Below are 24201 nucleotides of genomic sequence, written 5' to 3'. Positions count from 1 at the left end.
CCGGCTGTATAGCCCACGAGGAGGCCGAGAAACGCGGGTTTGGAGCGGCGGTAGAGGTTTACACCGCCGACGGCCATGATTACGGATTTGCACGCCCAGGCGATAAAGACGGGCATGACGAGGTGACCGGTGTTGTCGGCTGCCGATAAGGTGAGTCCGATGGGATGCAGGGGCCAGCCCGGGAACCGGTAGCGCAAGAAGGTCAACAATGCCATCAGGCCCGCCCCGATTGCGAAGAAGACCATGCGCTCGCCGTCGGGTGCTTTGGGCGTGTGCATCATGGTTAGCGTCGATCCGTAGATGCCTTTTGGGTCGCCGCTGAAAAAGGGGAAGCGCGGGAAATTGTACGCCCCATGAGAATAGCCCAGATGCAGGGTATAAAATACAGATGCGGCCAGTCCCAGCAAGACGCTTATGCCAGCCCAGAATAACAATGCGCGGCGATTGCCCTGGATGAGTTCGCCCATTTTGATCGATTGCGCCACGCCGGGCGTGAATAGTCCCCGCATGTAATCGACAATGGAATACGACAGGGCAATACCCGTCAAACTGCCCGCAGACATGACTTCTGTGCCGCGCATGTCCATGACAAATGCCTGCGGTGTTACTGTGGCGCCCGAATATACCATCCCGGCTTCTGATACGACCCGCGCCAGGCCGATATAAATTATGGATAGCGCACATAGAAAGACGAGTGCGGTTGTTATATCCATGCCGATGCGGCAGAGATAGAAGAGCACAAAAGACAGGCTCACTAAAAATACAAAGACCACTGTGCGGTAGGCCAGTACTTCCCGGGAGTCGTCGGCGGGATAGGCTTTTCTAAATGCTTTCAGGAAGACGTCTCGCAAATGCCACCGCGCGACCCATAACCGCCATACGACCAGGCACGCCAGCGCGCCAAAGCACTGATAGGCTTCGGTGGGCGGGTCGGCGCTGAACGAGTCGGTTGATTTGGCTATCTGGTAGCCCAGGCGGTTGAATATGCCGCCTTCTACTACGTGTAATAAGAAGAAAAACCAGACGGAAAACAATACCTGTGTGTTGGCAAAGTACGCAAAGCCGATGGTGAACAGGTTCAGGGGTTCCAGATAGACGTGGGGAGAATACCGCGTAAAATTAAACTTTCCGGCGTGGGGAAAGATCCCAATTCCGGGCATGAGCGGGTAAAACCAGGATAGGGAATTCCACAAGAATAACAAAAAGGGTATTGCGGCCATGATCCAGAATAGCTTGCCCCGCATAAATCCCGGCAACAGTTGTTTTGACCGTGAATCTTGAGCCATTTCCAGGGGCACGGCTACGAGGGGATAGACGAGTTTTTCGTGTTCTGCCCATTGCTTGCGCAAGATGACCATCATACTGGCTGAGAGCGCGAATACTGCGACGATAAAGCTCGCCCACCACAGCAGGGGCATCAGCCACACTTCCCAGGGCATGGACGCGCCGGGTGGCAGGCCTTCGTAGAACATGCGCAGGGCTTCGGGGTCTATGGGTACGACCCACGAGTCGAGATTGGGATGATAGAATTCACCCCATCGATTTTCGGGTGTGGCAAAATAAATCGGCGTGGAAATGACGCCGATGAGAAATCCGGTTACGCCCGAGGCGGGTACCACGCACCCCACCATGCCGATTGCCGCTATTGCCAGCAGTTCTGAGGGCGAAAACGCGTGGTGCGATCCCAGGAGTTTCAAGATCGGGTTGACGGCTGCGACCAGCAAGACAAATACGGCCATCAATGTGAGCTGAAAAAAGCTCAGGTTTAGTCTGGATGCATGTACCACGGTCTCGGCATAGGTTACCCACAGGTTGATGAATATCACTGCGCCCAGCGCAATTCCCACTGAGCGGACTGTCAGGCCCTTTTCCTGCTGGGGATCGGTTTCATGTGCAAATTCTGTTTGTATTGCCATTTAAGTGCCTTTACCACCAGTGAACCGAGTGCCCCTGGCCCGGCCACCAGATCGCATCGACGAGAAATGACCAGGCGACGCCGGCTGTGTAGCCGACGAGCAGGCCCAGAAATAGGGGCATGGCTTTCCGATAGAGGTTCACGCCGCCGATGCGGAGCAAGGAGGCTTTGCATACCCAGGCGATGAATACGGGCATAACCAGCGAAGCTGTGTTATCGGCAGCGGAAATGGTCAGGCCGATGGGGTTGATGGGCCACCAGGAAAATCGGTATCTCAAAAATGTCAACAGGGCCATTGCGCCCGCGCCAATGGCGAAAAAGATGATGCGGTTTGGGTCGGGTGCTTTGGGCGTTCGCATCATGGTAAGGGTAGATCCGTAGATGCCTTTTGGGTCGCCGCTGAAGAAGGGGAAGCGCGGGAAATTGTACGCTCCATGCGTATAGCCCAGATAGAGCATGAGCCATACGGAAGAGACAAATCCGGCGAGTACGCCAATGCCCACGCAATAGAATAACAGACGGCGGTTGCCGCGGATCAGGTCGCCCAATTTGATCGATTGAGCCAGCGCCGGGGTGAATAGTCCGCGCATATAATCTATGAGGGAGTAGGACAATGCGATGGCCGTCATGCTGCTTCCGGATATGACGTGGGTGCCGCGCAGGTCCATCACAAATGCCTGCGGCGTTACCGTGGCGCCAGAATACACGACGCCAGCTTCGGATACCACCCGCGCGATGCCGATGTAGATGACGGCAACGCCGGACATAAAAATCAATGCGGTGGTCAGGTCCATCCCTATTTGCAGGAGCCAGAATAAGACGTAGATGAGGCTACACGACAAAATCAAAACTGCGGATCGGTAGGATAGTATTTCTTCGCGGTCATCTACTGGATGATTTTTGTCGAGTGCTTTGAGAACGACATCGCGCAGATGCCGCCGCGCGACCCACAGTCGCCATACCACGAGACAGGCGAGTGCGCCAAAACACTGCCAGGCTTCGGTGGGCGGGTCTGCGCTGAATGAATCGGTTGACCGCTCGATCTGATAGCCCAGGCGGTTAAAGATGCCTCCTTCCAGGACGTGGAGTAAAAAGAAAAACCAGACTGAGAATAGTACCTGTGTATTGGCAAAGTACGCAAATCCGATGGTCAAAAATTGCATGGGCTGAATGTACATGCCCGGTGAATAGCGCGTGAAGCGGAAATATCCTCCGTGCGGCAGGATGCCGATGCTGGGCAGGAGCGGGTATGCCCATGATAGGGAGTGCCAGACAAAAATCAAAAATGGTATAGCCGCTGCAATCCAGAACATGGGACCGCGCATGAATGCGGGTAAGAAACGCGCAGAGAGGGCATCTTGCGACATTTCAATGGGTACGGCGGCGATGGGATAGGCGAGTTTTTCGTATTCTACCCATTGTTTTCGCAAGATGATCATCAGTGTGGCGGAAACGGCAAATACAGCCACTACCAGACTGCCCCACCACGCCAGCGGTGCCAGCCACACGCGATAGGGTATAGCGCTGCCGGGCAATAAGCCTTCGTAAAAGGCGCGTACAGCCTCCTGATTGGTGGGCACGACCCATGAGTTGAGGTTGGGGTGATAGTACTCGGCCCATCCATTTTCGGGCGTGGCAAAATAAAAGGGGGTGGAAATTACCCCGATCAAAAATCCGGTGATGCCGGATGTGGGCACGACGCAGCCCACGATGCCAATGGCGACAACGGATAGCAATTCGGCAGGTGCAAAGGCGTAGCGGCGATTTACAGTTTTGATCAGGGGATTGACTAACCCGATCAGGATGATGAAGATGGCGAGGAGGGTTATTTGAAATACGCTCAGGTTCAGGCGAGAGGTTTTTACCACGGTCTCGGCATAGGTCACCCACAGGTTGATGAAGATCACGATTCCAATGCCCAGGGCAACCGAGCGGAGTGTTATGCCTCTTGCAGGTTCACCTGTTGGGTCTGATTGCAGTGCTTCGGCCAAATGTCTCTCCTATTAGCACAAATGGCACACCCCGCACGGAAGTCGGATTGTGTTCCAATTCCGGCGGGGTATGAAAGATACGGCGAAACGAATAGACGAATAGACGAATAGACGAATCCCACCCAACCACCCAGAGTCAGTGCAAATCCCGATTCGCAGATTCGTTGATTCGTCCGATTTCTCCTACAGTGAACCCGAGAGATTCAGGCGCAGGGGCGGGTCGAACAAATCGCCAAGATTGCTATACGATACGTCTAAGGCGATGTGTCGTCCACCGAATTTTCCCTTGAGACCGCCGCCAATACTCCAGGTTTCCACATCGTATTTGATCTTATAGCCCGCTCGCAGAGCGATGAGGTTCTGTATCCAGAGTTCACCGCCCAGATTCCAGCGCTGTTCCCGGTCGGTGAAGAAAGCGCCTTCAAACGAGCCGGTCAGAGATACGGGATCGCCGAGGTTGCCGTACAATTCCATGGCTATCCCGGTGTGGAATACCAGGGGCATTTCCGATTTTTCGCTCACGATTTCCTGCTCTCCGCCCAGGTTTTTCATGTTCATGCCAATGCGCAGGCTTTGAAAGCCCGTGTACATCAAGGTGCTGACATTCACGGAGACTGCGCTGAGTGTCTCTGGTCCCAGCGCGGATTGGACAAAGCGCAGGGAGGCAGCTGCCGAGAGCTTGTCGGTCAATTGATAGGCGTAAACCAGGCCTAAGGCGAGGTCGCCCGAATTCACCATAGCACCGGTGCCGTCTGGTTCCATGGTGGTTGTTTCGGGCATGTCGGGCAGGGTAAAGTTCACAAATGATACGCCCAACACGCCCCACTGTCCGGTATTGTAGGCGAGGGACCCGGTGACAAATGACGATTCGACCAGCCATTGGGTATAGCCAAAGGTATATGCAAGATTGTTCACTTTGGTCAGACCCGCCGGATTCCAGATCATGCCGTCTATCCCGTCGGATACCGCGGTAAAAGCATCGCCCATGCCCGCGATTCGGGCATTGTTGGTTACTTTCAAAAAATTAAATGTGGATGGCTTGATCTTGCTGCGGCCCTCCGGATTCAGAATCTCTTCAGCTTCCGGGAAGAGTTCCTGTGCCTGGGTAGGAGCCGATAGGGCGAGCGCCATCAAAACGATCAGCACTACGGACATCGTATTTTTCATAGTATCAATCCTTGTGTTTTAACGGTTGATTATGAACGCGCCCTTGGTCTTGCGACCGCGACTGGCAGGCACGAGCGACTCCACCACGAAGAAGTACGCGGACGAGGTGGCTTCACCGGTGAGGAAGCGATCTTTCAAAAGCCACTGCGCTTCCCCGGCCGTTGGATCGTTGTGGTTGATTTCGGCAACGAGATCTCCCGAAACCGTAAAAATGGAGATTTTTGCCTGGTGCGGCACTCCTACAAAGCGCAGTTTGAGCGTGCCCTGATAATTGGATTGGGCTTGCGCCAGACTAAACGGATTGGGCACCACGACTACCGGCCTCTCCATATTGTCGGCGGCGTCATTGGCGGCCAAAATTGGGCTGCCCGGAACGATCATGCGCTGTTCTGCTGCCGACCATCCGCTCTCCAATCCGTTTTCCGTGAGGTGCTTGCGCACGGTCTCGGGCAGATCGGCAAGGGTTTTGGAGCCTTCGGACCACGACGATTTGGGGCTGGCAACAGAGCGCACATTGTAGGCAAATTGGAATCCGGCCAGCGAATTTTCATCTATCCAGGTGTACGTGCCGCCCTGACTGCTGCCGGCTGGAACCGTGCCCACCAGATCCCACGGTCCGGTCTCCTGCCAGGTCGAGCGATAGACCCGATAGGCGACCACGTCGGCCTGACCGTATTCGGGGTTGATGGCTTTTTCAGCGGCATCTGACCACGTCAGGGTAATTTTGGCCTGTGCATTGCTCCCCTGGAAGAAATCCACATCCGGGGGTGCGTTGGGTATCTGGTACTCGTTGTCGTAGGTAAATTGCGCGTGGTTCAGATGCCGCAGCATGGCTTCTTCGCCTTTGGCCAAAAGCGATTTGCGGGCGTCTGGACCAATATCGCCCACGTTCCACGACCACTTGGTAATGTCGTTGGCATAACCCGTCTCGGCGTTGATCTCAAATTCGGCTGATGATCCAAAGCCGTAGGCCAGCACGATTTTGGCTTTTTGTCCGGGTGCCAGGCTGTAAGGACCAAAGATCAGGTCTTCCCACTGCATTTGTTCAGAGGGCGGGTTGTCCATTGTGGGCGAGGTGAAAAAGTCGTACTGGGCGGCCATGCTCAATGCGCCCCGCGTGGGGTCGTCGATGTTGCGGCGGCCGAATACTTCGTACCAGTGCGACAGGGGTTCGCCCTGTGGATCGACAAAGCCTTCCGCTGCGTCTGCGGCGTTGAATGTGTGACTCGCCCCGGCATTGCGAAATGCGAGCGGTGCCATAAACTGATAGGCCGGTGCAATGGGCATGCCCTCGGGCCTGTTCCTGCTGCCCGGGAAGCCCCGCGCTTCCAGGTCCGAGAAGTAGGGATCGCCCGTGTCTTCTTCAAAGCTGGACGGGGAGTTGCCATCCCACTGGTACATGATGTATTTGCCCTGGAAATCCGCAGGTGACAATCCGCTTAAGGGATTGTTTTCGAAGTTGGATGCTTCGCTATAGCGATAGTGGTCGTCCAGCGCCTGACTGCGGCGATAGGTGACCAGGCCGCCTTCATGACCCCAGCGGAAAGATGTGCCAGCACTATTGACATACATGGAGTTCATGACGCCAAAGTAGGTGTTGTCGAGTTGCTGTCCGCCCCGATTTTCAAACTCGAGTTCCAGGATGAAAAAGTCGTCGAAATCCTGATGGCTCCACGCATGGGCTTTGCGCGTTACGACCACGTTGTGCTTTGTCTGCCATTGCGTGATATGGATTTCTTCGCCTGCATTTTGTACGGGCGGATAAATGCCGTAATCGAAGTTGTGAATTTCGTAGGGTCTCAAATTGGCCGGGTCAGCGGATTGGGGCGAAGCACCTTGCCACCAGTTGGATTTTACCGTGCCTGGACCCACACCGCGATTGGGTACAATGGACTGGATGCCCCACGAGGATTCTTTGGAGTTGGTGATGTCGTAATTCATGGGTATTACGTCTTCGGTGGGTGTGCGCGGGCCTGTGACTGAGACGTATTTTTCACCGTCCACATTGGTCAATACCAGCACACCTTCACCGGCCGAGTGCATGTTTGTAAAGCCCTTTTGTGCGGACGATCCCCATGCTTTGTCGCCCCAGTATTCCACAAATTCTTCGGTGCCCAACAGGGCGTATAATGAGTACAATTCGCCCGGGTAGGACATGCGCATCATTACCCGAGATGGGGTTACCTGATAGTGCATGCTCGAAGTACCGGAGTTGGTAAACGAGAGCCATACCAGCGACCGGGTCATGTGCCGCGACGCACTATAGACCACCTGTGCCTGCGAATCTATTGTGCCGATTGACATGAGGCACAATACCATCAGACCCGGCAACCATTGTCTTTTCAAGTTTTTCAGATACATAGATATGATCCTCCTGTCAGATTAGAACTTAAACCGCGCCCCGGCCACGATGGTTCGGGGTCTACCCAGCCCGCCGTTGTAGCGGGTCAGTTCGGAAATATCGCCGAAAGTATCGAATTTGCTGTCTCCGGGCGGCGGTTTCTGGAGGCCGTACTGGATCCAGCGGAAGCCAGTGCTCGTGTCGTCGCGCTGCCCAAAGAGATTGCGGACTTCCAGGAATGTCGTGGCTGTACCCGTCTGCCCCAGTCCAAAGTCTTTTTCAAAGCTGACATCTGTCAGTGTGGAGGGCGGGCCGTTGCGCCGTTCCCTGGGTCCCGTGGGTGGCGTGTACCAGAATGCGCCCCTGGTGTGCATCTGCCAGACCATGGTCGCGCGGAATCCGGCCAGAGCAGTAATGTGGAAATCCGGCGGTGCAGAGAAGAGGAATTGCACGCTGGCAAAGTTGCGCCTGTCCAGGCCGCCATCTAAGGTGGGAATGCTGTAGTTGGCGATGTTGAAGGAGTATAGCCCGTCTTCGACGAGGACTGGCTGTTCCCAGAAGGCATTGCTCTTTGGTTCCATCACATCTGCTTTGGCTTTGTATTTCAGGGCAATTTCATTGGCTTTCTCTGCGAATGCCCTCCGTTCTTCGGCCGTTGGTGCGCGGGGCACTTCCTGTCCGTCGGCTTGCACGGTGACGCCGGCAAAGAATTTGTCGCTGTTCACATATTGAGCCGTGGGAGCGATGAACCATTCCCAGGATGATTTGCCGCCGCGGTGCGCTTTGGCCCAGTTGACGTTGTAGGCCACATACAGGGCGGTCATCTGGCTGAATTTTTTCTGGAAGGACAGCTCAAATCCGCGGGATGTGGCAAAGCGGCGATTGAAGAATGCGTGGGTATATGAAGAGTTGAAGCCAAATACGGGTTCGTCGATGAAGAAGTCCGATCCACCGCTGGATAGCGTGCCTTCCTGGTCTTTGTAAAAGGCCGTCAGACCCAGGACGTAATCGCCGTAGAAGTTGTAGTCGAAGCCGACCTCAAAGTTGGTCGTGCGTTCGGGTTTCATGTGGACATTGCCAAATTCACCCGCAAGCGGATAGACCAGGGCGTTGAAAATTTCCATCTGGTCGATTTGTCCGTTGCCATTCAGATCTTTGTCCGGTCCAGTTGCCCGCCACGTGCGGTTGTAAAGGCTTTGCAAACCGATAAACTGGTGGAAGCGTCCGGTGAAAAATCGGATGGTGGAACGATCTGTGATGGGGTGTGAGATACCCAGGCGCGGGCTGATGGCTGTCTGCGTGGGCGAATCCACGATGGGTACGTTTCGCCAGCGCGTCAGCGAGTTGTAGTGGTTCCAGGTGACGTGGTCCATGGCGCGGCCAAAGGATTCGCCGGGCGCGAGGACTTCGTAGCGCACACCCAGATTGACGATCAGGCCCTCAAATTCCATTTTGTCCTGGATATAAGCCGCGTAAGTCGCGGGATTAAAAGGTTCCATGCCCACGATGGGATCGCCCTTGCCCAGCAAGCGGATGTTGCGTTCGCGGGTTGTGTTATAGACCACATCTTGCTGTTCGATGCTGTTGCGGATGATTTCAAAGCCGGCTTTTACAAAGTGTCCCCGCGTTACCTGACTGGACAAATCGCCTTTTAGCAGGATGCGCGTGCGCTGCGCCCAGCTAAAGGCGTGGATATCTCGCGTGCCGTAAAATCCGTTTGCACCGCGGACGATATCGGTTGTCTGTGACGGTACGTCGCTGGTATCGAGGGATGTGCTCTGGAAAGATACGCGGACTTCGTAAAATGTTTTGGGCGATATGGTGTGTGTCAAGACGCCGTAAAATACCCGATCTGTGCGTGGCGACTTGCCCGAGGAGCTATACCCTGCGGGCAGGTAGAGGTTGCGCCCGCTTTCCGATATGCCCCGCACCCCGCCCGGTGGCACGCCCGTGGTTGCGCCGCCCGGACCGCGTACCACACTGGTCGAGCCGTTGTTGAATCCGTCTTTGTACACCCATGTGGTGCCGAGCTTAATTTTGTACTTGTCTCCCGGCCGATAGGTCGCATTGGCCGATGTGTTCAGGTTAAAGGGCGCGTGATTGGTGGGACCTGGAAAAACGGATGCCTGCCGATCTGTATAGGTGCTGAGGAAGAATCCGAGTTGTGGGTTAATTGGTCCGGAGACGTTGCCCTCCAAAAAATGTCCCAATGCTTTGTCGTAATCCGAAGGCGTTGAATCTATATTGGGATTGCCGGTATCCGGGGTTTTGCCTTCTAACAGCGGACTGTTATAGACGTTCGCACCCCAGTGCTTTAGCCCCGGCAGGGTCAGGCGGTATTCGCCCAGGCCACCGTATCGCTCTTTGGCTTCGCGGCTCACCAGGCTGATTACGCCGCCCTGTGCATTGCCGTATTCGGCGTTCATGCCGCCGGTTACGACGGCGACTTCTTGCAATGCCCCGCGCGCCAGGCTGTTGACCTGTGAGGCTGTGTTGTTTTCGGCTACGCCATCGTCGTTGGACAGGCGAATGCCGTCGATTTCCACAAAGACTTCATTGGTGCCATTGGTTACCGAGGCGGTATGGCTTGCGCGAATGCGCAGGGCGCCGTCCAGGGATACGCCCGGCTGCAATTCGATGACTTCTGCCGCGTTTCGCGCGAGGGGAACCTGTTCGACCTGTTCGACGCCTACGATATAGCGACTCACGGTTTTATCGGGTTCCACGGCAGGCCGCTCGGCAATGACGACCAGTTCGCCGAGTTCTACGGCTGCTTCCTGGAGTACGATATTCACTGTGGTGGTCAATTCGACCTGTACCAGCACGTTTTGTATGGTTTCGGTGCGGTAGCCTACCAGGGATGCTTCCACTTCATGCACGCCCGGATCGACAGCTAATATTAAAAAATAGCCGTCTGTATCGGTTACAGCGCCGCGCCGCGTGCCTTTTACTACGACGTTGACGCCGGGTAGTGCCTCACCCTGGGCATCTGTCACGACACCGGTAACTTTTCCTGTTGTAGCTGCCATCCCATCGCCCGGATGGAAGACGCATAGTGCGCCGACCAGGAGCAGGAGACAGCCCAAACGAATGTTAAAACGCATGCTGAACCTCCGTTATTATTTGGGGAAATACAACTTGAGCCGAACACCTATGTTGAGTTTGTGAAATGGGAATGCCTCTTGTAAGCCCCAGGCTTCGAGGGGTCGCACATGACCCCAGATGACGTGGTATTGTGCCCGAAGGTCAAACGCAAAATTCTGAGAGGCGAAGTATTCTACGCCCACACCGGCGTTTACACCCAGAGCCGTGCGAACATCTGATTCGGGGCGCTGTATCAAATTGGTGTCCAGCGTGCCGCTCTGTCCGGGGTAAATTAATCCGCTGATTTCGTTGTTGTAGTGGTAAAATCCCGATCCGATGACGAAGTAGGGCGCGCCACCCCCGGTGTTCAGTTTTTCACCTCCGCCGTTGAAGTGGTAGAGATAGTTGGCGGTTACTGTAAACCAGGTCATTTCCGAACTGGCGTTGGAGCTTGCGTATTCCTGCAGGTCAACCGACCACAGGAACCTGCGGTTTTCCAGTTCTCCCGATCCGTATTTGGCATACCGCGCGTCCAGTTCAAATGTCCAGGTCGGGTTGTTGATGCGAGAGATTGTTCCCCCGATGTCAATTCCCCCCGAGGGAAACCACTGGTTCAATTTGAACAGCGGCATGTCGTATTGCCCGGTTACCCCAACAGACCAGGTGCCGTTCACTTCTGCCACTCCCGGCCCAACGAGGGCCAGACTTAATAACGCTGCTATAATGAATCTCATACGACGACCTCCTTTTTTGAGGTTTGTGACGATTTGCATACTGCGGGTAAAACACTTCTATTCGTAAATTATAGGCATACCTCCTTTCGGATTTCGGATGAAAGGATTATGTGTATTAAAGCTGATGAACCACAGCGATTATTTGTTTCAAAATGACTTATTTTAAATTTAATCTATGTTAATATTCAAATTGAGACGGGTCAATCGAAAACGACGATTTTTCCAAATTTATTTTTACATTTTTTTACAAAAGAAAAAACCGCTCTGGAATGACACCAGAGCGGTTTTGTTTGTCTTTATGTAAAGTTGGCGGCTATTTGGTCAAGAACGGTTCACTCGTCGCCACGAGCATGACCAGGTCTTTCAAGCCATAGCCCTGTGTTTTTAAGTTGTGTAAGATGCGATCCACTTCGGGTCGGTCAGTGGCTTCCAGCGTGCGTCCGGTCGCGTAGGTGAGCATTTTTTCGGTCAGGCAGCGGGCAAATTGGTCTTTCTTTTGCATTAAGATTTTCTTAAAGCCCACGAGGCCGTCGAATTTGCTGCCGTCAGATAGGACATCCGATGCATCTATTTTTGGTTTCTTTGGACCGTAACCATATCGCCACGCGCCTATGGGATTGAAATTTTCCAGTGCAAAGCCTATGGGATCGATGTGGCGATGGCATTCGTTGCAGGTGGCGATATTGCGGTGGCTTGCAAGTTGCTGGCGAATGGTTGTCGATCCCCGAATGTCGGGTTCGAGTGGTTCGATATCGGGTAATGGGGGCGGGGGTGGTGTGCCCAGTATATTTTCTAATACCCATACCCCGCGCACTACGGGCGATGTTTCGATTCCGTTAGATGTTGCCGTCAATACACTGGCGTGTCCCAACAGGCCGCCGCGTTTGGGGTCATTGAGTTTTACTTTGCGAAATTCTCTGCCCTCTACGCCTTCTATGCGGTATAACAAGCTCAGGTCGCGGTTGATGAAGGTGAAGTCCGAGTCGATGAAATGCGCGATGCTCATGTTTTTGTCGAGGATGTGCTGAAAAAAGGCGTGGGTTTCTTTTTTGATCGCGTCTTCGAGATGCGCCTGATAGTACAATCGGAAATTGCGCGGGTCGGGCGGCATTTCGCCGATTTTGTACAGGGCCAACCATCGCTCTGTGAAGTTTTCTACAAATGCCCTGGCTTTTTCGTCTTTTAACATGCGATCGATTTGCGCGCGCAAGACGTCGGGTTTGTGCAATCGCTTTTTCCTGGCCTGCTCAAATAATTCTTCGTCGGGCATGGATGACCAGAGAAAATACGAGAGTTTGGACGCGAGGGCATAGTCGTCTAATTGGCCTTCGTTTTCGTAGAGATAGAGGAAGTTGGGCGAGCACAAGATGGCTTTTAAGCCCATTTTTATGGCTTGAACGCGCGAGGCGCCTGTTTTTTCGTGTTGCTCGACCAGTTGCAGAATGTGCGCGATTTCACTCTGTTTGACCGGGCGGCGATACGCGCGCGTGGCAAAACGGGTCAGGATATCGCGCGGTTTGACTTTGTTGGGGTCGCGCTTGCCAAATATGCTCGTGTGCGAAGACGGGGGCCACTGATCGTAAAGGGGACCTTCGATTTCGACTTTGTATATGCGAATGCTCGGTCCCAGATAGTTCATGACTGCGACTTCGGTTTGCCGGTGTACGAGTTGCTGATCTTCTCTCTGAGACAGTTTGCGCCGGTCTGTTTTGTCGTAGAGCTGGGGATGGTAACGCCTCAGAATGCTCCGCCAATAAAGGGTGATCGGTCCGTTTGGATAGGTGACGCGCGGCACATAGGACTCATCCAGATAGAGTTCGCGTTCGTAATCGCGCGGTTTGCCATCTGCGATCATTTCAAATTCGGCTAATGGCATATCCGATGTGTTGCTTTGCCGCAGGTCGCCATAACGCCCGGATGCGGCGACAATGCCCAGGCGCATGGGTTCATTTTCATCTGTTCGCAGTGCTTTGTCATAGGGGTGTTGCTGGTTGTGTGCGGATGCGCGAACGCGAACGCGGTAAATTCCCGAATGCGGTACGCCTTTTCGGAATCTGTCGATGGACATGTATCCCCAGCGGTCGTCGGGTCGGCGGAATAGCTCGTCGTATCCCTGTTTCAAGCGGCGGCTCGCCGGTGCTAAAAATCCACCGGCCCCGCGCATGATGGGAAAGGTGAATTCGTGTGTTTTTACTTCTGGCGGTGGGCCGGGCAATATGGCGCGTTCTACGATTTGATCGGCGGCGTCGAGATATTTTTCGACGAGGAAATCCGACATGACGAGGGTTTTGCCAATGTTGTCAAATCCGTGTTCTTCATCGTCCTGGGGAAATGCATCTGTGGGGTCGAATATGGTCATGTCCAGATGCAGTAGATCCCGAATGGTGTTGCGGTATTCGTTCCGATTCAATCGGCGCAAGACCGTTTGTCCGCCCGTGCTTTCTTCTGCTTCGTAATGCGCTTTTAGCGAGGCGGTGATCCAGTCGATTACGGGCATCATTTCAGCCAGTTCGGGCTGCGGCTCTTCATAAGGCGGCATTAAGCCGAGGTTTAACATGTCGGCGATGTTTTGCCACGTTAGCAAGACATCTTCATTGTGAAAATCCAACGTGAGGGTGTCAAACCGCAGGTCTGCTTTTTGAAGCTCTGCGCCGTGGCATTTGTAACATCGCTGCGACAAAAACGTCCGCACGGTATTTTTATATGTCGCATCCCCTTCTGCCCATGCAGTCGCTGACGACAAGATGCCAATCAGGAGGAATAGAACGCATTTTTTCATTTTTATTCGAATCCTTTTAGCGTGCCGGTGCTCTGGCCGAAGTGATCGATTTCCAGTCCAAAATTCTGTAACATCGATAGGTACAGGTTGCTCAATGGTACGCGCTGGGGTTTTGCTTCTGGAAATACCAGGTGCTGCCCGTGTTGGAATCCACCACCCGCGAGCAAGATGGGCAGGTTTTTGTTGGAATGGGAACTGCCGTTGCCCATGCCGCTGCCGGATAATACCATGGTGTTGTCAAATAAGGTTCCCCCAGCGGGGTCTTCAATGGCTTTGAGTTTGTCAAAGAACAGGCCCAGGTGTTTCATCTGGTATTTTTCGATGATTGTCAGGCCTTCCATGAGTTCGGGCAATTTGCCGTGGTGTGAGTATTTGTGGTAATTCGTGTTCAAGCCCAGGTCCGTGGTTTTGATCCCCATGCCCACTTCCAGGGTTGCTATCCGCGTGGAGTCGGTTTGCAGTGATAGGGCAATGAGGTCATACATCAAGGGCAGGGTTTCGACAAAGGGACCATTTTCCGGCATTTCCATATTGACCTGGGGTTTGGGTTTGTCCAGCCACGCTTTGGACATGCCCAGCTTTTTCTCGACTGTGCGCACAGAGGTCAGATATTCTTCCAGTTTTTCCCGATCTCTTTGTCCCAGTTTGCGCTCAAAGGATCGCGCTTCTCCCATTACGGCGTCTAAGATGCTGCCGTGCTGCTCGAGCGCGATTGCACGCCGTTCTTTTTCCTGTGCTGTGGTATCTACAAATAGCGCTTGAAATACTTTTCGAGGATCGTTAATCGGCGGTACACGCACGCCCGTGCGTGTCCAGCACATTTCGCAGTGGCCGTTGATGCTCACGTTTAACGAGGGGAACCGCGTGTTGACGCCCACAAATTCCGCGGCTTTTTGATCGATGCTGATGTTGCCTTCGGGCATCATTTTGGCGTCTTTGATGCGGGTGCCGCTCAAGAATGTATGCGCGGTGCGGTGCCCACCGGTTACGCCGTGGTCCAGGTTGGAGAAGATGGTGAAATCTCGCTGGTGCGCTGATAGTGGTTGCAGGAGGGAAGGAAGTGCGTAATTTGTGCCGCTTTCTGTTGGAAAGAATCGCTCGGGGATCATTCCAAAGGGGTTGCCAATACATACCAGTCGCTTTGCAGCTTGTTCGCGGGCAAGGGCAAATGCCTGACTCGCAGCCCGCCCCACGGGGATCATGGCGTCTAAAAACGGCAATGCCAGACAAACACCTGCATTTCTGAGAAATGTGCGCCGGTTCAGTGGTTTCATGGGTGGCTCCTTTTTTAGCGATCGCGTTACATTTATTTACATTATTTACATTTATTTACATTATTTACAGCTATAATGATTATGAATGTAAGAATAACGAAAATTGTGGTCTGTGACAAGAAAATTATACAGGGCCTTAAACGTATTACACGCTTATACGACTGCTTTAGATTCACAAATTGATGAAATAGCCGAAATGCCAAATATTGCAGGACGGTGCTGTACTATCTTATGAGGTCACAGAAACTCTACAGGGTCGCAATAGAGGCGTTTCAGGCTAAGAATAGATCGTGTTGACCGGCTTGACCGAGCTACCTGGGCAAGAAATCTGTTTGGATAATATTACCTTTTAGGGTTATATTTCAAGTAAGTATAGCATTCATAGACAAGGGACCACAGAATTTGCATTGGGATCGGGCATTTTTTTCGTACATAAATGGTTTTATATGAAGATTTTGCAATTGTTTCAATCCTGGAGGAGCCAAAGAGAAAAGTATCCTCGCTTCAATTTCCTGTTTGATTTCTTTAAGGATATTTTTTCAGTTCTGGTAGTGGTAGCAGGTCTCAGGATATTTCATGCCTGCGTCCTTTGGCTACACAAGACAATACCCGTAGAAGAAAATCCTGGAGAAGTTGAATCTTATTTACCTTTGCAAATTACCAAAACCCTGGTGACGATTTTTGATGTCTTGGCTTTGGTTTCTATTATCACAAATGCTGTTTTTACTCTGGCAAAAACCGTGAAAAAGCAATGGGAAGAATTTAGAAATGAATCCTGATACATCTTCAAACATCTTTGCTCCCTCCTCACGTTGGCTGTTTGGAGAACTCCTCATCGTAGGTTTTGTCTGCTTCTTGTATGTGGGGTGGTCTAATGAGCTTACAGACGAGATTATTCATAATGTCGTATTGATCTCTATGGCTCTTATCATTCCTTCTGAGTTTCTGAGACATTTTGTTGGGGGAAACGGAATCAGGCGTTTATTTATAAAAAAAGTTGCGAAATTTCATGAAAAAAAATATAAGAAATCACGCGAGGAATTGTTTAAGCAATTCCTCAAGCCGTTACGCGATAATGAGGAATTACGCGATGATATTGAGAAGATCATCAGGAAGCTCAATCAAAATTACAAAGAGAATTACGAAGAATATTTGTCGGGTAGCTATGTTCGAAAAGACAAAGGTGTTTATCCCTCTGAGTTATCTTATGACGTAGATATCATCCATATAATAGAAGCTCGCTATAGCACTTCAATTTCGAAGGATGATTTTGCGTATTTTGTTCGGATATATTTACCTAGTGCTCAGGCTATCAAAGTAGAAGCTTATCCAGAATACCAGTGTCTCGGAATTTTCGTGGAAAAGCCTTTTGTGTATAACCGCTTAGTTCCTATGCCTTCTGATATTGCGCCATCTCCATTCATTAAAGAAAATAAAAATGGATTAGTGACGATTGAGGTTTTGAAAAGCGGCAAAAAATAACGTGATATGTGACTTCAAAAGTGAACGAGTCCGTCAAAACATAGGTCGTTATGGTTCTATCAACGTTATCAAGCGGAGTCCATTTGTGGATGGTTTTGTGCTGCGCCGTACTTGAGTATTGCGTAATGTCAGCTACTTATCCATAACTTCTGAATATCTCTTGGCTCCGTTTGTCCGCCCATTCGGCTTATCTTACAGCTTTAAAAAAAAGGGTGTCCAATGGACTTTACAAAAATAGTACCTTACCTTGAAGATCCTTTGGTTCTAATAGGATTTGTGATCTTCCTCGGGTTTTTGTTTAGTAGGTACCTTATTAAGAGAGGAGTAATCCCTGATCTCCCTCCCCATTTAGGCTATAGAATACTTAAACAATTGCTTCTCTATGGCTTTGTTATTGGGCTGTTAGTTATTGTGCTAGGCTTTGGATTGCGGTACAGAGAGTTAAGTAAATCTGAACAATTTAACGCTTTCAAAATGCTCAAAAGTGAACTAAGCCATAATCTAAGAACTGCCAATGAGTTAAAAAAAAATATATCTCATATCTTAGAGAAACAAATAATAATAGCTGGAGTATTAAGAAAAGATGGAATTGAAATATTTAAAATCTTGTTTCCGTCTGAAAACTTAGAACGTAACCCATCAAGAAGCGTTCGGGATATGGTTGATTCGTCTTTTGCTCAGTTAGTTGCTAAAGGTATGATTAACGATGAATTGCAGCTAAATAGATTTAAAGCTGCTGGCCAACAAGTTAATTTGACTATTAATAATACTTTGCCTGTCCTTACATCTCTCCAAGATAAAGATGGAAAAAGATATACTATTAAAAGTGAAGTATGGGAAAGCAATTTATCTATATATCGAAAAGTAAATAGATTTGATGTAACCATATTTCAAGGCTCGCTAACGGAATTAGAGAGATTGCGCACAAACTATGATGTAGTATTCGAGCACGCAATAGATTACTTAATCACAGTAAAAGATTTTTTCAAAGCGGGAAATAGCATAGGCGAACCAGAGCTTTATAAGGCTCTATTTAAAGAAAGGCTTTCTTTCGAAATGACTATATTATACAGTGGGGAAATTATAAAAAGCGTTGAAAATTTGGTCAGCATACAAAAGACTTTAGGGGTAGATTCAACAGTTGTAAAAAAATAAAAGAGACGAGCAGCAAGAAGAGGAATTGCTGCGGGTATCTTGAAGATGTTTTTCCTATTGATCCATTCCAGCAATGAGGTTCAGAAAGACGCGGTCAAAATTGCAGTGAAAGGTGAACTTGTCTAAATTTTTGAGATGAGTAATCACAAAAAAGCCCCGTGTAGTGCGGGGCTTTATGTTTTATTTTTACATCCATATCGCAACCGCGCTACGGCGCCAGTGCCGGCGAGTTGGGCGCGGGCATAATGAGCGGGCATAGATGTATCGCGCCATCGCCCTGCTATTTGCATTTCGACGACCGATGCACCCGCTGTTGCAAGAGACTGCGCCGATCCAATGCGGAGCGAGTGCCCTGAGAATCTTCCGGAGACTCCGGCAGCGGCGGCGCGCTGTTTTACGATGTTCCTGATTGCGCGGTCTGTCAGTCGCCCGGTTCCCAGATGGTCGCCGCGGCGCACGCGGCGAAAGAGGGGGCCGTTGTCTATTTGGGCGGTGTTCAGATAGGTTGTTACTGCTGTTGCTGTTGTCGGCCCAATGTACAGGACACTGCTGCGCCCTTCCTGGTCGGTTTTAGAATGTCGGACGGTAATGCGGGCACTTCCGTCGGGCAGGTCGGTTTGCAAAAGATCTTCGACATTGAGGGCAGCGCATTCGGATACGCGCAGGAGTGCGTCAGACATAACGGCGATGATAGCTGCGTCTCGAAGGCCAGCGAGGGTCTGGTCGCGCTGGGCGATGCGTACTATTGCATCTGCTTCATTCCAGCGCAGGCCATCCATTTGCCCCCGTCCACGGTCTCGTCCCCGGCGTCGTATGCCTGCTAATACACGCTGGGCGGTTGGACCGATGGGATCGGTGTAGCCCTGGTGTTTCGCGCGAAACCGGATTGCGCCCACGATTTGTGTACAGGTGGCCGGGCTGGCTCCTGCTTCATACCGCGCCGTCAGATATTCGGCGATGAGTGTATCGTTTTCGACCCGGTCGTTGCGAAATGTATCCCAGGCATAAAGTGCAGACCGATAGGCTCTGATGGTAGCGGGAGCGAGTGAGGCACGCGCGAGTTCAGCCGCGGGTATCGAGAGTGTCTGTGCGGTATGACCTGTCTGCGCGGAACATCTGCAGGTGGACAGGTGTATGGATTGGGAGGTGGGTGCTTTAATTTTTGTGGTCATTATTCTTTTTTGCGATATTGTAAACCTGTGCATCAGATGGTTTTTATTAGACGCTTGCGCTATCCGATTTAGATTCATCAATTAAACATGCGATAGTCTTTTTTTTATTTATTTCCGATAAATCCACTTATCGGAAATAAAGGGCAATGAAGTGTTGTGGCTCTATTTGGTCTTTGACCAGATGAAATGGCTGAAACGCCACATTTTTTCTTCTTGTTATGTGTGGCTTTTTTGATTTTAGCAAGTTATTTTTTAAAATTCTAATAATTTAAACTTTAAGTTGTTTTAAAAATAATATGTTATGGATAGTATTTACACATCCTATAATTTGGTGCATAATACTTGACAGGTTTCGAGGTGCATATTAAATTGGACATTGTGGATTTATCGGAAATTATAGCTTATAATGTTTATAGCGATTGACATCATAGATCGAAAGGAGGTGGGGTGTTCAAGCCCGTTTTTGCAATCACAGGGAGGGGTTTTATAAGGAGGTGATGTTTAAGGGCTTATCGATAGTATTTTGTTGTAGTAGGTAGTCAGGAGAAGTTGCGCGGGATGAGCCAGGGTGGCTTTTCCCTTATCTTTCCCAAAGCCGGGGGAAGAAAACAAAGGAGGAGTTTATGTATCGTTTAAGAGCTGGGTTTATAACCTTGCTTGCCATTGCGCTGGGGTTTGGGCTGACGTATCAGGCCGACGCGCAGACCACCACGGGTAAAATTTCGGGTCGCATTACCGATTCCAGTACCGGCGAACCTCTGCCGGGTGCCAATGTGGTGATTGCGGGCACCAGAATGGGTGCCACAGCAGATGTCAATGGTGAATACTTTATCATTCGCGTCAACCCGGGCGTGTATGAGGTCACGGCATCGCTGGTGGGTTATCGCGCTGTGACGCAGCGCGATGTGGCGGTTTCGATTGACCGCACCACGCCGTTGAATTTCTCGCTTGGCGAGACAACGGCAGAGTTGGCAGAGATTACGGTGACGGCAGAGCGTCCACCGGTTGAGATGGATGTGTCTTATACGCAGGTAATCATGTCTGCCAAAGAGATCGAGTCCCCGCCAGTGGGACCCCGGTTGCGCGATGCGTTTGCCACGCAGGTGGGTGTGGATACGGATAGCTGGGGTTTGAATATCCGCGGTGGCAACGAGACCGAGATCGTTTATATGGTTGACGGCGTGAGCATGAAAGACAGCCGGGATAACCGTCCTTATTCGTCCTTTTCCAAGACAGCACTTCAGGAGGTTCAGATTCTGAAGGGCGGGTTCAATGCCGAGTACGGCGATGTGCGCAGCGGTGTGATCAATGTGGTTAACCGCGAGCCTCGCGCCTGGACGACGGCTGGCGACCTGCGGTGGAGCCCCGCAGCGAATAAGTATTTTGGTCCCACGATGTACAGCACCGATAACTGGTGGGACGTGGGGCGGTTCCAGAGCATGTCGCCGACGGCCGATAGAGATGGCGACGGCAATCCGGATTTCGCTGGCTGGAATAATATATTTGCAGACAGGGGCGGACCTGCTGGCGAATGGAAAGCCGGTCCCTTCGAAGACGTGATTTCGACGCCTCAGCAGGCCAAGGGTATCTGGGATTTCCAGCATCGGAAGGTCGGCGGAATCGCGACCGAAGCCAGTGGCATAGGTCCTTTTGCACAGGATGAGGACTATCCGTATCAGCAGAACTTCGACGCCACAGACCGCGATGCGGATTATACCTACGATGTGACTGTCGGTGGTCCTCTCGTGCAGGACAAGGTGTCGTTCTTGCTTTCCACGCGCCGGGAAAAGTCGGCTTATACGTGGACGATGGCCGTTCCCAATTATCGCGATGATACCTGGCAGGCCAAGGCGATCTTCACGCCCACGGCGACGACCAAACTGTCTTTGGGCTTCCTGAAGGGCTGGTCACAGGGCGCGAAGTACGGGAACTTTTTGGGCACATTTGCCCGCACGCCTGCTTTTGAAGTGAGCAATTTGCGTACGCGGAATATTTTTGCGATGGGTTCGGGCAGCAATATCGAAACGATCAACCGCCGGTATGGCACTTTGACGTGGACGCACACACTGTCTCCCAGGACGTTTTACAACCTGTCAGTGCGCGTGGGTAAGGCCGATTTTGAGGCTTCGTGGCAGCCCCTGCAGAAGCGCGGGGTGCCCGCAGCAGCGGTATATCCAGATGGCCGCGTCGAGGAAGTTACCGAGAGCAGCTATCAGGCGGCTCAGGCCGCGGGTGCCGTGATCCTGGACGAAGGTCCCAAGGGCTTTACTTATAAGCCCGGAACTTTCGATCTCTTAGGTGCTTATCGCATGCGCGGTGGCGACGGCAACCCGGCGCGTTCGGGCGACTGGTCTTATACCTGGGAAGACGATTACACTTTTGATATTACGTCTCAAGTAACGCCGAATCACCAGATCAAAGCCGGTGTGCAGGTGCATCACTTCTTCCTGCGCGAGGTCCGCGGTTTTGCATCTTCTGTACAGGATCCGACCCTGGAAGACGTCAATTTCCGTCCGGGCAATATCGACGATCCCGCCAATATGGAAGTGACAGATACGGCTGACTTCCACAATTACTGGGTCCGCACGCCTCTTTACGGTGGTGTGTTCTTGCAGGATCGCATGGAGTATCGCCAGATTGTGGTGAATGCGGGTCTGCGCCTGGACTTCCACCGTCCGGATAAGTACTTCGACATTCCCAATGAAGTACACGCCGAGTGGATGGGTTCCAACGCCGTATTGCTGTATTCCAAGGCAGAGGCCGTGCGCCCGCCCACAAAGTGGAAGGTGAGTCCCCGGGTTGGTATATCGCATCCGATTACTGCCGAGAGCAAGCTGTTCTTTAACTACGGTCACTTTGCACAGATTCCGACCTCTGTGGATTTGTATCAGACGCAGAGCGGTCTGGGCGAGCCTTTGGAGCAGTTTGGCAATCCCTGGCTGGATATGCCCGTGACAATAGCCTATGAATTGGGCTACGAGCGGAATTTCGCCAATCAGTATCTGTTCAACGGCACGGTGTTCTTCAAAGACATTGAGAAGGACACGGAACGCGGAAGAGTGTATATCCAGAATACCACGGGACGCAGCACGCGTTTCCATATGAATGGAAATGTGAAGGATATTCGCGGATTCGAGTTGTCTGTGCGCAAGGCGCGCGGGCAGTTTGTGACGGGCTTTTTGTCCTATGAGTTCCGAGCCGAGCGCAAGCGCATCGTGCGCTGGGAGCGTATCTACGACGTACAGACCGTATCGACCGCGCCCTTCCGCTTGATCGAGAGCAGTCCCGCTGGCGCGAATCCGCGCTTTAAGGCGCGACCGATTTTGAAGTTTGGCCTGAATTTCCGCACGCCGCTGGATTACGGAGGCGAGCAGCGCATGTTGAAGGGGGGCTGGGAAGCCAACCTTTATTACCGCCATCAGGCAGGGTCGTGGTTCAACTACAACCCGTCCAACGACGTGGCACTGCGCTCTGTGGATAACGCACAGTGGCAGGCGACCAGACTTCTGGATCTGCGGTTTGCCAAGATGTTTGACGTAAAGATGGCACCAACGGTTTATCTGGAGATTCGCAATCCGCTCAACTTCAAGAATGTTACCACGACTTCTACGTCCCGGATATGGGATACGCGATCCCATCTCGGTACGAGTTCGGGCAATAACTTCAAGAAGTATATGGAGGCATTGGGCTGGACCGTGGATGCGAGCGGGAATTTGCAAGAAGGCGACAAGCCGGGCAAAGAACTGGATGAGAGCGTGATGTCTCAGCGGTCGTATTTGTTCTACGTCAATCCGCGGGATATCCATCTCGGCGTGCGCTGGTCCTTCTAATTTTGAAACCTCTTCCGGTTCCTTCCGTACTTGAGGGGGAACCGGGGAGGTTTGCAATCTGTTTTTTTCAGGAGATAATCTGTTATGATGAGACGATATGTACCCCTTCTGATGGTTCTGGGATTGCTGGTCTCTGCGGAGAGTGCTTTTGCGCAAAATCCGGGACGGAACTGGGGCACAACCTGGCCCGGCGGCCTGAACGAGGGGCGCACCAACCCGGATATTCGCTACCTGGTCGCTCGAAACTGGGGGCTGAGGTCGGCGATTATTATGGATAATTTCAATATGCCCAGCTACTCCGCGCATTTTCCAGAACTCGCCAATACCACCATTCCCAAGTATGTCAACGACGGTACGGATGACCTTGCCGATATTTCGAGTTCTTTCTTCAATGCGGTAGGCAAAGGTTCTCCCAAGGCATTTCGCATTCAGCCACCTCTGCTGATTCAGGATGGCGCGGAGATCAAGCGGGAGTCATGGACAGTTTTTGATACCCGCTTTGATGGATTACCTGCCGACGCGTTTGAGGGTGTGATTCCCGGGCTGGGTTCGGATGTGTACAACGAAGGTCAGCGCGTCCATACTGGCGGTATCCACCAGAGGACCCAGACGTGGAAATGGGCGAATACCGAAGCCCAGGATATTATTTTTCAGATTGAGACCTTTACGTATCCCGAAAATCCCCGCGTGCCCGATGTGCGCACCGGTGAGCGCGGTACAGACCTGAGTCCGGAAACCCGCGACAAGAATCCGGTGCTGCAAAATTTCCATCTCGGCTTCCACTGGTTTATGCAGGCGGCCAATCGCGGCCCATCTGGTGGTTCCCACATCACGCCGACTTTTGGGAATGATTCGCGTCCGTTTGACGCGGGAATCGAGCACGGGATTCTCGATGAGGTGAACAACTGGGATGACGAACTCAAGCTGATGTATTCCTACGATGGCAATGCTTCAGACCGCACAGGTACCCGGCCCGATGGCGATGATCGCGGCGAACCGGCACCTGCGGCGGGTGTTCCGAAGTTAGACGAGATCCGCGAGGCACTGATCGATGCGGGTGAGTTTCTCGAGTCCGAATACAAAGGTCGATTGTTCTTGCACGTGGATAAGACGCCAGTGAGCGATCCCAATACGCTTTCGGATAATTGGCTGGACAGTATGAATGAGCCTGATATCGAGATGCGGCAGCCGCGCGTTGCCCGCTGGGTGCCAGACGCTAGCTGGATTACCACAGATAGTGCCGATATGGGGGCTGTACACGATTTTTACACGCTGTC

14 protein-coding genes are annotated in these 24201 nt (G+C 52.0%); 5 read left to right on the top strand and 9 right to left on the bottom strand.

Going from position 1 to position 24201, the window contains the following annotated elements; translation table 11 throughout:
* The 8 genes from OXG87_22720 to OXG87_22685 form a co-directional block, all read right to left on the bottom strand.
* Nucleotides 1-1916: hypothetical protein (locus tag OXG87_22720; GenBank protein ID MCY3872368.1), on the bottom strand; the 1916-nt coding region annotated here is incomplete at its 3' end.
* 10 nt (nucleotides 1917-1926) lie between these two features.
* On the bottom strand, nucleotides 1927-3906 hold the full coding sequence (locus OXG87_22715) for a hypothetical protein (protein MCY3872367.1): 1980 nt from the start codon (nucleotides 3904-3906) through the stop codon (nucleotides 1927-1929).
* 183 nt (nucleotides 3907-4089) lie between these two features.
* Nucleotides 4090-5073 carry a PorV/PorQ family protein gene (locus OXG87_22710; protein MCY3872366.1) on the bottom strand — a complete coding sequence of 328 codons (984 nt, stop codon included), beginning with the start codon at nucleotides 5071-5073 and terminating at the stop codon, nucleotides 4090-4092.
* 18 nt (nucleotides 5074-5091) lie between these two features.
* Nucleotides 5092-7434, bottom strand: a complete 2343-nt coding sequence (locus OXG87_22705; GenBank protein ID MCY3872365.1) for a hypothetical protein — start codon at nucleotides 7432-7434, stop codon at nucleotides 5092-5094.
* A gap of 21 nt (nucleotides 7435-7455) precedes the next feature.
* Nucleotides 7456-10518 carry a TonB-dependent receptor gene (locus OXG87_22700; GenBank protein MCY3872364.1) on the bottom strand — a complete coding sequence of 1021 codons (3063 nt, stop codon included), beginning with the start codon at nucleotides 10516-10518 and terminating at the stop codon, nucleotides 7456-7458.
* A gap of 15 nt (nucleotides 10519-10533) precedes the next feature.
* The gene (locus tag OXG87_22695) at nucleotides 10534-11232 is read right to left on the bottom strand and encodes an outer membrane beta-barrel protein (GenBank protein MCY3872363.1); all 699 of its coding nucleotides are present in this window, start codon (nucleotides 11230-11232) and stop codon (nucleotides 10534-10536) included.
* Nucleotides 11233-11545: 313 nt separating this feature from the next.
* Nucleotides 11546-14011 carry a DUF1592 domain-containing protein gene (locus tag OXG87_22690; protein MCY3872362.1) on the bottom strand — a complete coding sequence of 822 codons (2466 nt, stop codon included), beginning with the start codon at nucleotides 14009-14011 and terminating at the stop codon, nucleotides 11546-11548.
* 2 nt (nucleotides 14012-14013) lie between these two features.
* A complete protein-coding gene (locus OXG87_22685) occupies nucleotides 14014-15285 on the bottom strand; it encodes a DUF1552 domain-containing protein (protein MCY3872361.1) in 1272 nt (423 codons plus the stop codon).
* A gap of 446 nt (nucleotides 15286-15731) precedes the next feature.
* Here OXG87_22685 and OXG87_22680 point away from each other — a divergent pair, with 446 nt between their 5' ends.
* From OXG87_22680 to OXG87_22670, 3 genes are all read left to right on the top strand, one after another.
* Nucleotides 15732-16064: a hypothetical protein gene (locus OXG87_22680; protein MCY3872360.1), complete on the top strand. Its 333-nt coding sequence runs from the start codon at nucleotides 15732-15734 to the stop codon at nucleotides 16062-16064.
* Nucleotides 16054-16767 (top strand): hypothetical protein, encoded by a 714-nt coding sequence (locus tag OXG87_22675; protein ID MCY3872359.1) that lies wholly within the window; start codon nucleotides 16054-16056, stop codon nucleotides 16765-16767. Before OXG87_22680 ends, OXG87_22675 begins: the two co-directional genes overlap by 11 nt.
* A 219-nt stretch (nucleotides 16768-16986) precedes the next feature.
* The gene (locus OXG87_22670; GenBank protein ID MCY3872358.1) at nucleotides 16987-17922 is read left to right on the top strand and encodes a hypothetical protein; all 936 of its coding nucleotides are present in this window, start codon (nucleotides 16987-16989) and stop codon (nucleotides 17920-17922) included.
* 173 nt (nucleotides 17923-18095) lie between these two features.
* On the opposite strand, the gene OXG87_22665 is transcribed toward OXG87_22670, so the two are convergent.
* Nucleotides 18096-19094, bottom strand: a complete 999-nt coding sequence (locus OXG87_22665; protein MCY3872357.1) for a tyrosine-type recombinase/integrase — start codon at nucleotides 19092-19094, stop codon at nucleotides 18096-18098.
* Nucleotides 19095-19717: 623 nt separating this feature from the next.
* Between OXG87_22665 and OXG87_22660 the strand changes: the two genes are divergently transcribed.
* Both OXG87_22660 and OXG87_22655 read left to right on the top strand, forming a co-directional pair.
* A complete protein-coding gene (locus OXG87_22660; GenBank protein MCY3872356.1) occupies nucleotides 19718-22924 on the top strand; it encodes a TonB-dependent receptor in 3207 nt (1068 codons plus the stop codon).
* A gap of 84 nt (nucleotides 22925-23008) precedes the next feature.
* A partial coding sequence (locus OXG87_22655) for a hypothetical protein (GenBank protein MCY3872355.1) occupies nucleotides 23009-24201 on the top strand: 1193 nt, incomplete at its 3' end.

This window comes from Gemmatimonadota bacterium, assembly GCA_026706845.1.
Lineage (GTDB): Bacteria > Latescibacterota > UBA2968 > UBA2968 > UBA2968 > VXRD01.
Note: the sequence above shows the minus strand (reverse complement) of the source record. Positions and strands in the feature narration are given on the sequence as shown.

Bases quoted from the DNA above. Each gene is read 5' to 3' on its own strand.
- OXG87_22710 (MCY3872366.1), bottom strand. From the start codon at position 5,073: ATGAAAAATACGATGTCCGTAGTGCTGATCGTTTTGATGGCGCTCGCC.
- OXG87_22705 (MCY3872365.1), bottom strand. From the start codon at position 7,434: ATGTATCTGAAAAACTTGAAAAGACAATGGTTGCCGGGTCTGATGGTA.
- OXG87_22700 (MCY3872364.1), bottom strand. From the start codon at position 10,518: ATGCGTTTTAACATTCGTTTGGGCTGTCTCCTGCTCCTGGTCGGCGCA.
- OXG87_22695 (MCY3872363.1), bottom strand. From the start codon at position 11,232: ATGAGATTCATTATAGCAGCGTTATTAAGTCTGGCCCTCGTTGGGCCG.
- OXG87_22690 (MCY3872362.1), bottom strand. From the start codon at position 14,011: ATGAAAAAATGCGTTCTATTCCTCCTGATTGGCATCTTGTCGTCAGCG.
- OXG87_22685 (MCY3872361.1), bottom strand. From the start codon at position 15,285: ATGAAACCACTGAACCGGCGCACATTTCTCAGAAATGCAGGTGTTTGT.
- OXG87_22680 (MCY3872360.1), top strand. From the start codon at position 15,732: ATGAAGATTTTGCAATTGTTTCAATCCTGGAGGAGCCAAAGAGAAAAG.
- OXG87_22675 (MCY3872359.1), top strand. From the start codon at position 16,054: ATGAATCCTGATACATCTTCAAACATCTTTGCTCCCTCCTCACGTTGG.
- OXG87_22670 (MCY3872358.1), top strand. From the start codon at position 16,987: ATGGACTTTACAAAAATAGTACCTTACCTTGAAGATCCTTTGGTTCTA.
- OXG87_22665 (MCY3872357.1), bottom strand. From the start codon at position 19,094: ATGACCACAAAAATTAAAGCACCCACCTCCCAATCCATACACCTGTCC.
- OXG87_22660 (MCY3872356.1), top strand. From the start codon at position 19,718: ATGTATCGTTTAAGAGCTGGGTTTATAACCTTGCTTGCCATTGCGCTG.